The organism is Rhodovarius crocodyli, from assembly GCF_004005855.1.
In the GTDB taxonomy this organism is placed as follows: Bacteria; Pseudomonadota; Alphaproteobacteria; order Acetobacterales; family Acetobacteraceae; genus Rhodovarius; species Rhodovarius crocodyli.
Genome location: NZ_SACL01000003.1, coordinates 161,655 through 174,943 on the forward strand (window position 1 = coordinate 161,655; position 13,289 = coordinate 174,943).

Below are 13,289 nucleotides of genomic sequence, written 5' to 3' on the forward strand. Positions count from 1 at the left end.
GTATCGATACGTGAGTTTCCCGTGTCGGGGCAATATCCTATAGGGCGGGACTTAGGAAAGAAATGTTGAAAAGTATGTCAGATCAGCCGGACCAACAGCTCGATATACGCAGCGAAACTTGCCCGATGACCTTTGTGCGAACTCGGCTGAAGCTGGATCGCATGGCGAAGGGTGAGCTTCTGGAGGTACTATATGCGGGCGAGGAGCCTGCAAGGAATCTCCCGAAAACCGCTACAGAACAGGGCCATGCGGTGATTTTACATGAGGAGGGAAGATTAATTATTCGGAAGGGATAACGATAGCACGAGAGCGTCGCTTCCATCGCTGTAGTAGTGCCGACGCAGGCCCTGCGCCTCGAATCCGCTCGTACGATACAAATGCAGCGCACCAGTATTGTTCGATGCAACCTCAAGGAAAATTGTTGTTGCCTCGACTTCTCGCGCCACGGCGATCGCGCCGCGCAGCAACAGCCCGCCCAGGCCCATCCGCCGGAAGGCGGGCGCGACGGCCAGGGTCAGGATTTCCGCCTCTCCGGCGATCGCGCGGGCCATGATGAAGCCCTGCCCCGGAAGCCACAGCGCATAGCAGCCGGGGCTGGCCAGCAGCCCCGCGATCGAGGTGGCGCTCCAGGCGTCCGGCCCGGTGAAGGCGGTGGCGTGCAGGGCGGCCAGATCGGCCGCCTGCCCGACGCCCGCGGGCTGCGGCTCGATCATGGCCGGGGCGATGTGGTGGCCGGGGCGTCGATATAGAGCGGCTCGGCCGCGCGGCGCGGCAGCTCGCCCGCCAGCATCGCGGCCGCGACCCGCGCCACGCCGCGCGCATGGGCCAGCAAGGGCGGCACGGCACGGGCATCGGCGCCGCGCGCCGCCAGCGCCGCCGCCGTGCGCTCCGCCGCGTCGCCGGCCAGCAGGATCGGGCCCTCGGGCATCGGCAGCGCCGCCTCATCCAGCGCCACCGGCGGCAGGGCAGGGCGTTCCAGGAAGATCCGGCCGCGCTTGTTGTCGATGGCGGCCCAGACAGGCAGCGCATCGGGGTTATCCGCCTCGGCGGCCAGGGCCTCTCCGGTTGTCACGCCCAGCAGCGGCACGCCCAGCGCCAGGGCCAGGCCCTGCGCCAGCGCCAGCCCGGCGCGCAGGCCCGTGAAGCCGCCGGGCCCCACCCCCGCCGCCACGGCCGAAGGCTGCCGTCCGGCCAGTACCTCCTGCACCAGCACCGGCAGGATGGAGGCATGGCCGCGCGCCTCGTCGCGTGAGGCCTCGGCCACCACCGCGCCGTCCCACAGCGCGACCGAGCAGCGCGGGCCCGCCGATTCCAGCGCCAGGATCATCCCAGTTCCACCATCACCCCAGTTCCACCATCACCGGCACATGGTCGCTGGCCTTCTCCCAGCCGCGCGCCTCACGCAGCACCTGCATGCCCTTCAGCGCGGGGGCCAGGTCGGGCGAGACCCACACATGGTCCAGCCGCCGCCCGCGATTGGACGCCGCCCAATCCTGCGCGCGATAGGACCACCATGTGTAGAGCTTCTCCTCCGCCGGCACGAAATGGCGCATGGCATCGTACCACGCGCCCTTTTGCATCCAGCGGTTCAGCGCCTCCACCTCGATGGGCGTGTGGGAGACGACCTTCAGCAATTCCTTGTGCGACCAGACATCGTGTTCCAGCGGGGCGATGTTCAGGTCGCCCACCAGCACGCGGCGCGGGGCGGCGGCATTGGCCACCGACCATTCCGTGGCCTCGGCCAGGAAGTCCAGCTTATGGGCGAACTTCACGTTCACCAGCCGGTCCGGGATGTCGCCGCCGGCGGGGATGTAGAAGTTGTGCAGCTCGATCGGGCCGCCCGGTGCGTCGAGCATCACGCCCAGATGCCGGCAGTCGCCCTTCAGGCACCAGTCCGGGGTGTCGGGCAGCACGGTGAACGGGTGGCGCGAGAAGATCGCGACGCCGTTGTAGCCCTTCATGCCGCGCATCGCGACATGCGGATAACCCAGCGCCTTGATGCCCTCCAGCGGGAAGAACTCGTCGGGGGTCTTGGTTTCCTGCAGGCAGATCACGTCGGGCGCCAGCGCATCGCGCACCCCCGTCAGCAAAGGCAGCCGCAGGCGGACGGAGTTGATGTTCCAGGTGGCGATGCGCATGACTACCAGCCGCCCCCCGAAGGGAGCGGCCCCAAAAAGTGAACCAGTTCAGCCGATCTTGACGGCGATGGTGCCCACGCCCTCGACCATGCCTTCCAGCAGGTCGCCGCGCTGCACGGCCGCCACGCCCTCGGGCGTGCCGGTCATGATCAGGTCGCCGGGGTGCAGCGTGACCAGGCCCGACAGGTTGGCGATCACTTCCGGCACCGACCAGATCATCTTGGACAGGTCGGAGGTCTGGGTGACCTTGCCGTTCACCTTCAGCTCGATCTTGCCCTTGCCGGGGTCGACGCCCTCGGCCGGCACCAGCTCGCTCATCGGCGCGGAGTGGTCGAAGCCCTTGCCCATGTCCCAGGGGCGGCCGGTCTTCTTCGCCTCGTTCTGCAGGTCGCGGCGGGTCATATCCAGGCCGCAGCAATAGCCCCAGACATGCTTCAGCGCGTCGGCGGGCGCGATGTCGAAGCCGCCCACGCCGATGGCGACCACCAGCTCCATCTCGTGGTGCAGGCTCTTGGTCGCGGGCGGATAGGGCATGCCCTCACCCGGCAGCACCACCGCATCGGCGGGTTTCGCGAAATAGAAGGGCGGCTCGCGGGTCGGGTCGCTGCCCATCTCGATCGCGTGCTCGGCGTAGTTGCGGCCGACGCAATAGATGCGGCGCACCGGGAACACCGCGTCGCTGCCCTTGATGGGCAGAAAGGCCTGCGGCGGGGCAGGGATCACGTATTCGGGCATCGGAGCCTCTTCGCGCATGAATGCTGGCCAAGCGTTACCAGCGCATCGCGGTGCAGGGAAGGGCGGCGGTACTTAAAGTAAAATCTGAGGAGCGCGCGACAACGATACGTTGTGAAACAAAAAAGCGCCCGACCAGGGGGGTGGTCGGGCGCCCATTGTTGTACTTCCGATCGGAGTGGTAGGGCGAGCCGGCAGGGGATACCGGGCCGTCCGCCGGCGTTCAACATGCGCCGACTAACGCCATACTAGCGCCAGACTCTCATTTTGGCAAAACCAGAATCTCGTGATGGTTGTGGGACTCAACGTCCACGCTTCTTCATCTTTGCGGGATCATAGCCGCCGCCGCCGGGGCCCAGCGGTTTCGGCTTCCAATCGGCCTTCGGGCGCTTTCCCTTGACCGGCACGCTGTCCTGCAGGGACCGCCCGGCCAGGTTGGGCGTGGCGGCGCTGTCCAGGCCAAGCTCCAGATTCTCCAGCCGCTTGATCTCGTCGCGGATGCGCGCGGCCTGTTCGAATTCCAGCTCGGCGGCGGCGGCGCGCATGCGCTTCTCCAGCTCCGCGATGCTGGCGCGCAGGTCCTTGCCGACGAATTCGGCGGTGGCGTCGCCCTCGACCGCTTCCACGGTGACGTAGTCGCCCTGCGACACGTCCTTCAGCACGTCCGAGATCTCGCGCCGGATGGTGGTCGGCGTGATGCCGTGCTCCTCGTTATAGGCCAGCTGCTTGGCCCGGCGGCGCTCGGTCTCGCCCAGCGCGTTCTTCAGGCTCTGGGTCATGCGGTCGGCATACAGCACCACCCGGCCCTCGGCGTTGCGCGCGGCGCGGCCGATGGTCTGGATCAGGCTGGTGGTGCTGCGCAGGAAGCCTTCCTTGTCCGCGTCCAGGATGGCGACCAGCGCGCATTCGGGGATGTCGAGGCCCTCACGCAGCAGGTTGATGCCCACCAGCACGTCGAACACGCCACGCCTGAGGTCGCGGATGATCTCGATGCGCTCCAGCGTGTCCACGTCGCTGTGCAGGTAGCGCACACGGATGCCGGCCTCGGTCATGTACTCGGTCAGGTCCTCGGCCATGCGCTTGGTCAGGGTCGTGACCAGCACACGGCCGCCCTTCTGGTTCACCTCCCGGCATTCGGCCAGCAGGTCGTCCACCTGGCCTTCCACCGGGCGGATGTCGCAGACCGGGTCCAGCAGCCCGGTGGGGCGGATCACCTGCTCGGCGAACACGCCGGCGGTGCGCTCCATCTCCCACGCGCCGGGCGTGGCCGAGACATGGACCGTCTGCGGGCGGAAGGCGTCCCATTCCTCGAACTTCAGGGGGCGGTTGTCGATGCAGGAAGGCAGGCGGAAGCCGTGCTCGGCCAGGATGGCCTTGCGCGCGAAGTCTCCGCGGTACATGCCGCCGATCTGCGGCACGGTCACATGGCTCTCGTCCACCACCAGCAGCGCGTCGGTCGGCAGGTATTCGAACAGGGTCGGCGGCGGGTCGCCCGGGTTACGGCCCGACAGGTAGCGGCTGTAGTTCTCGATGCCCTTGCAGCTGCCCGTCGTCTCCATCATCTCGATGTCGAAGGTGGTCCGCTGGTCCAGTCGCTGCGCCTCCAGCAGCTTGCCCTCGCTTTCCAGCTCCCGCAGGCGCTCCTTCAGCTCGATCTTGATGCGGCCGATGGCCTGGCTCAGCGTCGGGCGCGGCGTCACATAGTGGCTGTTGGCATAGATCGAGACCTTGTCCAGCTCCGAGGTGATCTCGCCGGTCAGCGGGTCGAATTCCCGGATGCCGTCCACCTCGTCACCGAACATCGAGATGCGCCAGGCGCGGTCCTCCAGCTGTGACGGCCAGATGTCCACGCTTTCGCCGCGCACGCGGAAGGTGCCGCGCTGGAAGGCGTTGTCGTTGCGGCGGTACTGCTGCTCGACCAGCCCCTTGATGAGCACGTCGCGGTCGATCCGCCCGCCACGCTCCAGCTTGACCACCATGCGGGAGTAGGTCTCGACCCCGCCGATACCGTAGATGCAGCTGACGGAGGCCACCACGACCACATCGTTGCGCTCCAGCAGCGCCTGGGTGGCGCTGTGCCGCATGCGGTCGATCTGTTCGTTGATCTGGCTGTCTTTTTCGATATAGGTGTCGCTGCGCGGAATATAGGCTTCCGGCTGGTAATAGTCGTAGTAGCTGACGAAATACTCCACCGCGTTGTTCGGGAAGAAGCTTTTCATCTCGCCGTACAACTGCGCGGCCAGGGTCTTGTTCGGCGCCAGGATCAGGGTGGGCTTCTGCACCGCCTCGATCACCTTGGCCATGGTGAAGGTCTTGCCGGACCCCGTGACGCCCAGCAGGACCTGGTCGCGCTCGCCGCTCTCGACGCCGGCCACCAGTTCCCGGATCGCCTGCGGCTGGTCGCCGTTGGGCTGGAACGGGCTTTCGACCTTCAGCGCCTTGGTGAACTCCGGGATCGGCCGGCGCTCGGGCTTGAAGGTCATCGGCATCAGCGTGTGGTCCATGGGCGCAAGATAGGCGCTGCCGGCGGCTTTCGCACCCCTGTTCTCGCGATGTTCCTTGCGGCGCCCGTGCCTGGCTCATGGCGCGATAAGGACCGTACATCCTGCCGGCACCGTGTTAACGTTTCTCACGAAATCCGGAGGAACCCCCCATGGCATTGATGTTGCGCGTGCTGTTGGCGGCGCTGCTGGCGCAGGCGGCGGTGCGGGCTGAGGCACAGGTCCGCGCCCCGCATGGCGGCATCGGCTGGGTGGAGCAGCGCGGCGGCCAGATGCCCTCCGGCGCGCAGCCCATGGGCCGGGATACCAACGGCCAGTCGCTCTATGTCTGCTCGGGCTTTCACCGTGGCGGCCAGCACCCCGGCAAGCTGCGCGAGGGCTTCATGGGCTGCGTCATCGGCTTCGGCGGCAGGGAGTTCACGACCGAACGCTACATGACCATGACCGGCAGCGGCCGCTGGACCCCCGCCCAGGGTGGGCAGGTGCCGGCCCGCGCGCTGCAGGCCGGCAATGAGGCCGACCAGCGCCCGCTGTTCGTCTGCCGTGGAGAGTTCCGCGGCAGCATCCAGCTCGGCAAGATCCGGCCGGGGTTCGAGGGTTGCAACATCAGCTACGGGAGCGCCGAATACACGCTGAACCGCTATGAGGTGCTGGAGGGCTGATGCGCGTCTGCTTCTTCGGCGACAGCATGGTGAACGGCACGGGCGACGATGAATGCCTGGGCTGGGTCGGCCGCGCCTGCGCTGAGGCACGCCGCGGCGGCACGGATCTCACCTGCTACAACCTCGGTATCCGGCGCGACACCAGCGCCGACGTCCGTGCCCGCTGGCGGAGGGAGGCCGAGGCGCGGCTGCCTGCCGCGCATGACGGCAGGCTGGTCTTCTCCTTCGGTGCCAATGACTGCTGCGCGAACGACGCGGGCGGCGGCGTGCGGGTCGACCACGCCGCGGCGCTGGCGCATGCGGAGGCGATACTGCTCGCGGCTGCCGCCTGGCGCCCGGTGCTGATGGTCGGCCCCTTCCCGATCCATGAGCCGGCGACGGACGCACGCATCGCGGCCCTGGGGCAGGGCTTCGCCCAGCTCTGCGCGCGGCTGGGCGTGCCTTATCTGTCGGTGTTCGAGACGGCGGCGGGCTCGGCCGCCTGGGCGCGGGAGGTCGCGGCCGGCGACGGCGCGCACCCGAATGCCCAAGGCTATGCCGAGGTCGCGGCGGTGTTCAGCCGCTGGCCAGCATGGCGCGCCTGGCTCGGCGCGGCCTCAGCGCCGTAGCGGCATTTCCAGGCGCAGCAGCGACCCGCCCTGCGGCTGCGCCGTCAGGCTGACGCGCCCGCCGAAGCGCTCGGCGAAGCCTTCCATGATGGTCATGCCCAGGCTGCCGTCCCGCATCGGGCCGGGGCCCGGCCCGTCATCGGCGACGCACAGCGCCAGGAGCGCGCCTTCACGCCGCAGCGTGATCGTGAGCTGCCCGGTGTCGCGCTGCGCGAAGGCGTGCTTGATGGCGTTGCTGGTCGCTTCCAGCGCCACCATGGCCAGGGTCGTGGCGCTGTCCTGGTCGGGCGGCGGGCTGGTGACGGAAACATCCAGCCGCACCGCCTGCAGCCCCGCATTGTCCAGCATGTCGCGCGCCAGGCCGTGCAGCACGCTGCCGAAGCTGGCGGTGGCCAGGGCGGGGTCATGCAGCTGGCGGTGCACCGCCGCCACACCGCGCAGCCGCGTCGCGGCGTCGGTCAGCGCCATCTCGGCGTCCTCGGCATCCGCGATAGTGGCCGCCTGGATGGACAGGATGGAGGCGAGGGACTGGATGCCGTTGGCCACGCGGTGCTGAAGCTCGTGATACAGGTGCTTCTCGTGGTTCAGCAGCTTCTCCACCCGCTCGCGCTCCTGCGCGAGTTGTTCCAGCGCGCGGTGCAGGAAGGCGAGCACCGCCGTCTCGGTGCCGGAGACCGCCAGGAAGAAGGCCAGCGCGATGTAGCCCTGCGGCCAGGGCAGCGCGAAGCTGGCATAGGGATGCAGGAAGAAGTACCAGGACGCGAAGAAGGACAAGGCAATGACCAGCACCGCCGGGCGCCACCCGGCGACGACGGTCGTGGTCAGGCTGGCCAGGAAGAAGGTGACGAAGGGCAGGTTGCCCATCGTCGGGCCTGCCCAATAGCGCACCGCGAACGCGACAATGAAGCACAGAAGGCCGAAGCTGTAGCCGGCGAGCGGCCGTTGCCGCAGGGGCGACATCCTCAATAGGCGATGCATGGGTGCTGGTCGGGATCCTTCTGCCAAGTCAGCCTGAACGCCAAGTCGTTCCGGCACCATAACACATGTTAGTCTGACTGATTTCCGCGACCGGGGGGCGGTCGCGCGGGCCGATGATGCCGATGCGGCGGCGCTGCGCCAAGAGCGGCCCGATTTACCCTGCGAATACAATCGCCTGTCGCTGCGGCATAACATTCTGCGTGATGCATGCCCTGTTTCTGCGCGCGCGGCGGGTCTTCGGCGTGCCTGGGGCCGGCCGACTTGCCCGCGCCACGGGCAGCCGCGCGGGTGGCTGCGCGCGGCGCGGGCGGTGGCTGCGTGGCGCGCCGCGCGGCCCATTGCTTGCCGCTTGCCGCGCCACCCCCGCTTCCTGTCCTGTGACGCGCATCAGGAGGACCCCATGATCTTTCGCCGCAGCACCCTGGCGCTGGCCGCCGCCCCGCTTTTCGCGCCCGCCATCGCGCGCGCGCAGCGCACGCCCGTGCGCTTCTCCTTCGACTGGATCTACAATGGCCCCTATGCCTTCGGTGCCGCCGCCGAGCGCGAGGGCTATTTCCGCGAGCAGGGCCTGGACGTGACCATCACGCGCGGCTTCGGTTCCGCCCGCGTGCCCATCGACATGTCCGCCGGCACCTTCGACATCGCGGCCTGCGACCCCACGCCGCTGCTGCGCTTCATGTCGCAGAACCCGAACAACGACCTGCTGGCGGTGGGCCTGATGTGGGACCAGGCGCCGGGCTCCGCCACCGTGCGCGCCGACGGCCCGATCACCCAGGTGAGCCAGCTGGCCGGCAAGACGCTGGCCGCCCCGGAATTCGACGGCGGCCGCCAGGTGTTTCCGGTCTTCGCGCGGCTGAACGGCATCGACCCCGCCAGCGTGAACTGGATGTCGGTCGCGCCCGAGCTGCGCGAGGTGATGCTGGTGCAGCGCCGCGCCGACGGCATCACGGGTTTCGTCACCTCCACCGCGCTGTCCCTGAAGGCGCTGGGCATGGACCTGCCCGCGCAGCGCATCTTCCGCTATCGCGAGCACGGGCTCGACTTCTTCTATGGCTCCGTGATCCTGACCACGCGCACCTTCGCCCAGCGCAACCCGGAGGCCGTGCGCGGCACGGTGGCCGCCCTGCTGAAGGGGCTGAAGTATTCCTTCCACAACCGCGCCGCCGCCATCCAGGCGCTGCGCGGCAAGGAACCGCTGACCGACGTGGCCATCGAGGGCACCCGCCAGGACATGGCGATGCAGGAGCTGGTGGACAGCCCGAATGTCCGCCGCCTCGGCCTCGGCATCATCGAGGCGCCGCGGCTGGAGCGGCAGATCGCGGCCGTGAAGGAGGCCTACAGCCTGGGTGAGATGCCCAGCGTGGACCGCTTCCACACCGACCGCTTCCTGCCTCCGGCGGCCGAGCGCATGCTCTAGCCCGTTTTCTGTGCGATCTCACGGGGCATGTGAACAGCCATGCCCCAACCCCTGCGCCGTGGGGGCAATCCGGCGCGTTTCCTGAATTGCTCCGCAGGGGGTGGGCGCGCCTCAATCGCCCATCTCACCCGGGAGCATCACGATGACCATTCTGCTTTCCCGCCGCACGGCGTTCGGCGCCGCCGCGGCCCTCTCGGCGCCGCTGGTTTCCGCCCCGCTGGATTCCGCCCGGGCGCAGGGCCCCGCCGTCCGCTTCTCGATCGACTGGATCTTCCACGGCGCCTACACCTACGCCGCCGTGGCCGACCGGCGCGGCTTCTTCCGTGAGGCAGGCGTGAACGCCACCGTTTCCCGCGGTTTCGGTTCCGGCCGGGTGCCCATCGACATCGCGGCCGGCACCGTGGACATCGCGACCTGCGACCCCACGCCGCTGATGCGCTTCATGTCCCAGAACCCGGACAATGACCTGGTGTGCCTGGGCCTGGTGTGGGACCAGCCGCCCCATTGCGCCACGGTGCGCGCCGACGGACCCATCAACAGCTTCCGTGATCTGGCCGGCAAGACGCTGGCGGCCCCCGAGTTCGACGGCGGGCGCCAGGTGTTCCCGGTGGCGGCCAAGCTGAACGGCGTGGACCCGGCCAGCATCAACTGGCTCTCCGTCTCGCCGGAGCTGCGGGAGCCGATGCTGGTGCAGCGCCGCTGCGACGGCATCACGGGCTTCATCACCAGCAGCATCATCAGCCTGAAGGCGCTGGGCATGGACACGCCGCAGCAGCGCATCTTCCGCTATCGGGAGCTGGGGCTGGATTTCTTCTACGGCTTCGTGATCGTCAGCACCCGCACCTTCGTGCGCAACAACCCCGAGGCGGTGCGCGGTTCGGTGGCGGCCATCCTGCGCGGGGTGAAGTACGCCTTCCACAACCGCGCCGACGCGGTGCAGGCCTTGAAGGAGCGCGAGCCCCTGACCGACGTGCCGACCGAGCTGGCGCGCCAGGACATCGCGATGGGCGAGCTGACCGACAGCCCGAACGTGCGCCGGCTGGGCCTGGGCGTGATGGAGGCGCCGCGTATCGAGCGCCAGCTGGCCGCCGTGAAGGATGCCTACAGCCTGGGTGCGATGCCTGCGGCCGACCGTTTCTACGACGACCGCTTCCTGCCGCCGGCCGCCGCCCGCGCCCTGTAAGGGGGGGCGGCCACCGGTGCCGGTACAGGGGTGGGAGAAGCCCGGCACCGGTGGCCATCGCGGATGGAAAGCGGCCATCCGCGATAGGTTGTGGCGCTGTCAGCGCCGGCGCGGCGCCCGCAGGGCCAGCGTGATCGCGGAGCGGTCCTTGGCGGCCGCGTAGTCCCGGGCCTGGGCCTCTGCCGCGGTGTCGCGCGCCGGGGGCGGGGCGGCTGTCGCGCTGCCGGTGGCCAGGGCCAGCACCAGGGCGGAAGCGGCGGCGAAGCGTGTCATCGGTCTCATCCTCTCGCGGCTGGAAGCGGCGTGTGAGGGGACCTTATGCCGGGCGGGGCGGGGCCGCGACGCCGGGCTTTCGATGGGCCGGATAGTGGTTTTCTATCGGCGGATTGCGGCCGCCGGGCGCTTTCCATGTCGCGACGAATGGGTTAGGTGTGGCGCCGGCGTGGACCCGTAGCTCAGCTGGATAGAGCGCTGCCCTCCGAAGGCAGAGGTCGAAGGTTCGAATCCTTTCGGGTCCGCCAATCAAATCAGTAGGTTATCTGACTGGTAGAGAGGCTGGCAGCCTCATCTGTCGCGCAGCGGGTTGCCTCGGCATGGCGATTGAGCCTTGTGCGGGAGATTGCATCGGTACGGCTGACCGACGCCAAACGCCTGGCATACCCGACGCTGGCTCGCTCTGTGTCCCCGGTGCCGACCCATCCATGGCGGATCCAGGGCATCAACACGCTAAACTCACCATGCATCAAAGCGGCAGCAGCTCAGTGCCCTGTCATCCTAGTCCCACATCGCCTTCATCCGGCTGCTGAGATCAACCCTGACCTTGCTCTTTGCCGGCGATAGGGCTTCGGGGTCCTGGCCGGCCCAATGATCCTGCTCGAAATGCTCCAGCAGTGCGTCGGGGATGAAGCGCGTGCGCGCGGCATAGACATGCCGGTCGCCATATTGCGCCTGCCGGTGCACGAAGAAGCGCTGCGGCACCATCAGGGTCAGGGCCTCCTTCGCGCGGGTCATCGCGACATACAGCAGGCGGCGCTCCTCCTCGATGTCATGCTGCTGGCCGGTGCCGATGTCGGACGGCATGCAGCCATCGACGACGTTCAGCAGGAACACCGACTTCCACTCCTGCCCCTTGGCGGAATGGATGGTCGATAGCGTGCAGTAATCCTCGTCACGGCTGGGGGCGCCGGCCTCGTCGCTCGTGGCGCCAGGCGGATCCAGCGTCAGCTCCATCAGGAACCGGTCGCGTGAGGGATAGCCGCCGGCGATCTGTTCCAGCTGCACCAGGTCGGCACGGCGGGTCTCGGCATTCTCATGCAGGCGTTCCAGATGCGGCTCGTACCAACGCCGCGCCAGGGCCAGCTCCGAGGGCCAGCCATGAGCACGCTCGTGCAGGGATCGCAGCGCGGTGACCAGCGCGGGCCAGGCGGTGCCGGCCTTCGGTGGCGGCGGGGCGTCGGCCAGCGCCAGCAGCGGTGACGGCGCGGGCGCGATGGCATCCAGCACACGCTGCGCCGCGGCCGGCCCCACATGCGGTAGCAATTGCAGCACCCGGAAGCCCGCCACCCGGTCGCGCGGGTTTTCCGCAAAGCGCAGCAGCGCCAGCACATCCTTCACATGCGCCGCGTCCAGGAATTTCAGCCCGCCGAACTTCACGAAGGGGATGTTGCGCAGGCGCAGCTCCACCTCCAGCGCCGCGCTGTGACTGCTGGTGCGGAACAGCACGGCCTGGTCCTTCAGCGTCATGCCTTCCTCGCGGTGGCGCAGGATGCGCTCAGCGATGCAGCGGGCCTGGTCTGCCTCGTCGCGCACGATGGTCAGCAAGGGGCGCTGGGTCGCCTCGCGATCGGTCCAGAGGTTCTTGGTGAAGCGCTCATGCGCCAGGCTGATCACGGCGTTGGCGGCGGCCAGGATGGGCCGGGTGGAGCGGTAGTTGCGCTCCAGCGTCACCACCCCGGCAGGCGGACTGAACTGCTGCGGAAAGTCCAGGATGTTGCGCACCGTGGCGGCGCGGAAGGCATAGATGGACTGCGCATCGTCGCCCACCACCACCAGCCCGCGCCCATCCGGTTTCAACCGCAGCAGGATCGAGGCCTGCAGCCGGTTGGTATCCTGGTACTCATCCACCAGCACATGATCGAAGCGCGCGCCCATTTCGGCCGCGATCGCGGGCTCGGCCAGGGCGTGGCACCAGTAGAGCAGCAGGTCGTCGTAATCGAGCACGCCTTGGGCCTGCTTGGCCTCGACATAGCCGGCGAAGAGCTTCCTGAGTTCCTCCTCCCACACACCACACCAGGGAAAATGTGCTGCCAGCACATCGCCCAGCGGCATCTCCGCATTCACGGCGTGGGAGTAGATGGCCAGGCAGGTGCCTTTGGTCGGGAAGCGTTCCGTCGTCTTGGAAAAGCCGAGCTGGTGCCGGACCAGGTTCATCAGGTCGGCGCTGTCCTCCCGATCATGGATGGTAAAGGCAGGGTCGAGGCCGAGCTGTTCGGCACAATCGCGCAGCAGCCGGGCGCCGATGCCGTGGAAGGTGCCGGCCCAGTGCAGTCCATCGGTGGTGAGCCGCGCATCGCGGCCGGCGAACTGGCCGGCGACGCGCTCCACCCGCCGGGTCATCTCGACGGCGGCTCGGCGCGAGAAGGTGAGCAGCAGCATCCGGCGCGGATCCGCGCCGAGGGCAATCAGATGGGCGACGCGGGTCGCCAGCGTGTCTGTCTTGCCGGAGCCCGCGCCCGCGATGACCAGCAGCGGCGGGCCAGGCCGCACGCCATGGGTGGCGATGCCGTGCTCGACCGCCAAGCGCTGCGCATCGTTCAGTCGCGCCAGCGGCGCGCGCGTTCCACTTTCCGCCACGGCGGCCCCCAAGAGACGGCGCCCGCCCCCCGGGCGCTCGGCGCCTATTGTAGGGTGCTGCGAACAGAGAGGGAACAGCCTTCCTCAAGCGGCTGCGGGAACGGTCAACGCCAGCCAACGGGAATGCAGCGCCTCCACGGCACCCTCCCTGGTCCAAGCGCGAGAACACCTTGACGATGCCCAGGTCCGGCGGAGCGTTGGGGCCGATATGCTCAGC

13 protein-coding genes and 1 tRNA gene are annotated in these 13,289 nt (G+C 68.5%); 6 read left to right on the forward strand and 8 right to left on the reverse strand.

The features are described 5' to 3' along the window. Positions 1–74: 74 nt before the first annotated feature. On the forward strand, positions 75–296 hold the full coding sequence (locus EOD42_RS09950; protein ID WP_276318137.1) for a sulfurtransferase TusA family protein: 222 nt from the start codon (positions 75–77) through the stop codon (positions 294–296). On the opposite strand, the gene EOD42_RS09955 is transcribed toward EOD42_RS09950, so the two are convergent. From EOD42_RS09955 to uvrB, 5 genes are all read right to left on the reverse strand, one after another. Continuing rightward, positions 276–713, reverse strand: a complete 438-nt coding sequence (locus EOD42_RS09955; RefSeq protein ID WP_127787379.1) for a GNAT family N-acetyltransferase — start codon at positions 711–713, stop codon at positions 276–278. The genes EOD42_RS09950 and EOD42_RS09955 overlap by 21 nt on opposite strands. Beyond that, a complete protein-coding gene (tsaB, locus tag EOD42_RS09960; protein ID WP_127787380.1) occupies positions 710–1,327 on the reverse strand; it encodes a tRNA (adenosine(37)-N6)-threonylcarbamoyltransferase complex dimerization subunit type 1 TsaB in 618 nt (205 codons plus the stop codon). The genes EOD42_RS09955 and tsaB overlap by 4 nt, the downstream gene beginning before the upstream one ends. A 13-nt stretch (positions 1,328–1,340) precedes the next feature. After that, positions 1,341–2,138, reverse strand: coding sequence for an exodeoxyribonuclease III (locus EOD42_RS09965; RefSeq protein WP_127787381.1), 798 nt, complete (start codon positions 2,136–2,138; stop codon positions 1,341–1,343). 48 nt (positions 2,139–2,186) lie between these two features. Next, positions 2,187–2,873: a fumarylacetoacetate hydrolase family protein gene (locus EOD42_RS09970; RefSeq protein ID WP_127787777.1), complete on the reverse strand. Its 687-nt coding sequence runs from the start codon at positions 2,871–2,873 to the stop codon at positions 2,187–2,189. A gap of 299 nt (positions 2,874–3,172) precedes the next feature. Beyond that, on the reverse strand, positions 3,173–5,374 hold the full coding sequence (gene uvrB, locus EOD42_RS09975) for an excinuclease ABC subunit UvrB (protein ID WP_127787382.1): 2,202 nt from the start codon (positions 5,372–5,374) through the stop codon (positions 3,173–3,175). Positions 5,375–5,523: 149 nt separating this feature from the next. Here uvrB and EOD42_RS09980 point away from each other — a divergent pair, with 149 nt between their 5' ends. Both EOD42_RS09980 and EOD42_RS09985 read left to right on the forward strand, forming a co-directional pair. Further along, entirely contained in the window at positions 5,524–6,033 is a 510-nt protein-coding gene (locus EOD42_RS09980) for a DUF3421 domain-containing protein (RefSeq protein ID WP_127787383.1), read from the forward strand. Further along, positions 6,033–6,641 (forward strand): GDSL-type esterase/lipase family protein, encoded by a 609-nt coding sequence (locus tag EOD42_RS09985; protein ID WP_127787384.1) that lies wholly within the window; start codon positions 6,033–6,035, stop codon positions 6,639–6,641. The genes EOD42_RS09980 and EOD42_RS09985 overlap by 1 nt, the downstream gene beginning before the upstream one ends. On the opposite strand, the gene EOD42_RS09990 is transcribed toward EOD42_RS09985, so the two are convergent. Next, positions 6,630–7,619: a sensor histidine kinase gene (locus EOD42_RS09990; protein ID WP_164867862.1), complete on the reverse strand. Its 990-nt coding sequence runs from the start codon at positions 7,617–7,619 to the stop codon at positions 6,630–6,632. The two genes, EOD42_RS09985 and EOD42_RS09990, sit on opposite strands and share 12 nt — an antisense overlap. A 400-nt stretch (positions 7,620–8,019) precedes the next feature. On the opposite strand from EOD42_RS09990, the gene EOD42_RS09995 reads away from it, so the two are divergent. Continuing rightward, positions 8,020–9,036, forward strand: coding sequence for an ABC transporter substrate-binding protein (locus EOD42_RS09995; protein WP_127787386.1), 1,017 nt, complete (start codon positions 8,020–8,022; stop codon positions 9,034–9,036). Between the two features lie 142 nt (positions 9,037–9,178). Further along, positions 9,179–10,219 (forward strand): ABC transporter substrate-binding protein, encoded by a 1,041-nt coding sequence (locus tag EOD42_RS10000; RefSeq protein ID WP_127787387.1) that lies wholly within the window; start codon positions 9,179–9,181, stop codon positions 10,217–10,219. Positions 10,220–10,318: 99 nt separating this feature from the next. On the opposite strand, the gene EOD42_RS25875 is transcribed toward EOD42_RS10000, so the two are convergent. Further along, a complete protein-coding gene (locus EOD42_RS25875; RefSeq protein ID WP_164867863.1) occupies positions 10,319–10,492 on the reverse strand; it encodes a hypothetical protein in 174 nt (57 codons plus the stop codon). Positions 10,493–10,663: 171 nt separating this feature from the next. On the opposite strand from EOD42_RS25875, the gene EOD42_RS10005 reads away from it, so the two are divergent. Continuing rightward, positions 10,664–10,740: transfer RNA gene (locus tag EOD42_RS10005), tRNA-Arg, on the forward strand. 253 nt (positions 10,741–10,993) lie between these two features. Here the strand turns inward: EOD42_RS10005 and EOD42_RS10010 are convergent. Beyond that, the gene (locus EOD42_RS10010; RefSeq protein ID WP_127787388.1) at positions 10,994–13,072 is read right to left on the reverse strand and encodes an ATP-dependent helicase; all 2,079 of its coding nucleotides are present in this window, start codon (positions 13,070–13,072) and stop codon (positions 10,994–10,996) included. Positions 13,073–13,289 lie beyond the last annotated feature (217 nt).

Coding starts and splice junctions, on each gene's coding strand:
- tsaB (WP_127787380.1), bottom strand. CDS start 1,327: ATGATCCTGGCGCTGGAATCGGCGGGCCCGCGCTGCTCGGTCGCGCTG.
- EOD42_RS09990 (WP_164867862.1), bottom strand. CDS start 7,619: ATGCATCGCCTATTGAGGATGTCGCCCCTGCGGCAACGGCCGCTCGCC.
- EOD42_RS10000 (WP_127787387.1), top strand. CDS start 9,179: ATGACCATTCTGCTTTCCCGCCGCACGGCGTTCGGCGCCGCCGCGGCC.
- EOD42_RS09970 (WP_127787777.1), bottom strand. CDS start 2,873: ATGCCCGAATACGTGATCCCTGCCCCGCCGCAGGCCTTTCTGCCCATC.
- EOD42_RS09995 (WP_127787386.1), top strand. CDS start 8,020: ATGATCTTTCGCCGCAGCACCCTGGCGCTGGCCGCCGCCCCGCTTTTC.
- EOD42_RS09980 (WP_127787383.1), top strand. CDS start 5,524: ATGGCATTGATGTTGCGCGTGCTGTTGGCGGCGCTGCTGGCGCAGGCG.
- EOD42_RS25875 (WP_164867863.1), bottom strand. CDS start 10,492: ATGACACGCTTCGCCGCCGCTTCCGCCCTGGTGCTGGCCCTGGCCACC.
- uvrB (WP_127787382.1), bottom strand. CDS start 5,374: ATGGACCACACGCTGATGCCGATGACCTTCAAGCCCGAGCGCCGGCCG.
- EOD42_RS09985 (WP_127787384.1), top strand. CDS start 6,033: ATGCGCGTCTGCTTCTTCGGCGACAGCATGGTGAACGGCACGGGCGAC.
- EOD42_RS09965 (WP_127787381.1), bottom strand. CDS start 2,138: ATGCGCATCGCCACCTGGAACATCAACTCCGTCCGCCTGCGGCTGCCT.
- EOD42_RS09955 (WP_127787379.1), bottom strand. CDS start 713: ATGATCGAGCCGCAGCCCGCGGGCGTCGGGCAGGCGGCCGATCTGGCC.
- EOD42_RS09950 (WP_276318137.1), top strand. CDS start 75: ATGTCAGATCAGCCGGACCAACAGCTCGATATACGCAGCGAAACTTGC.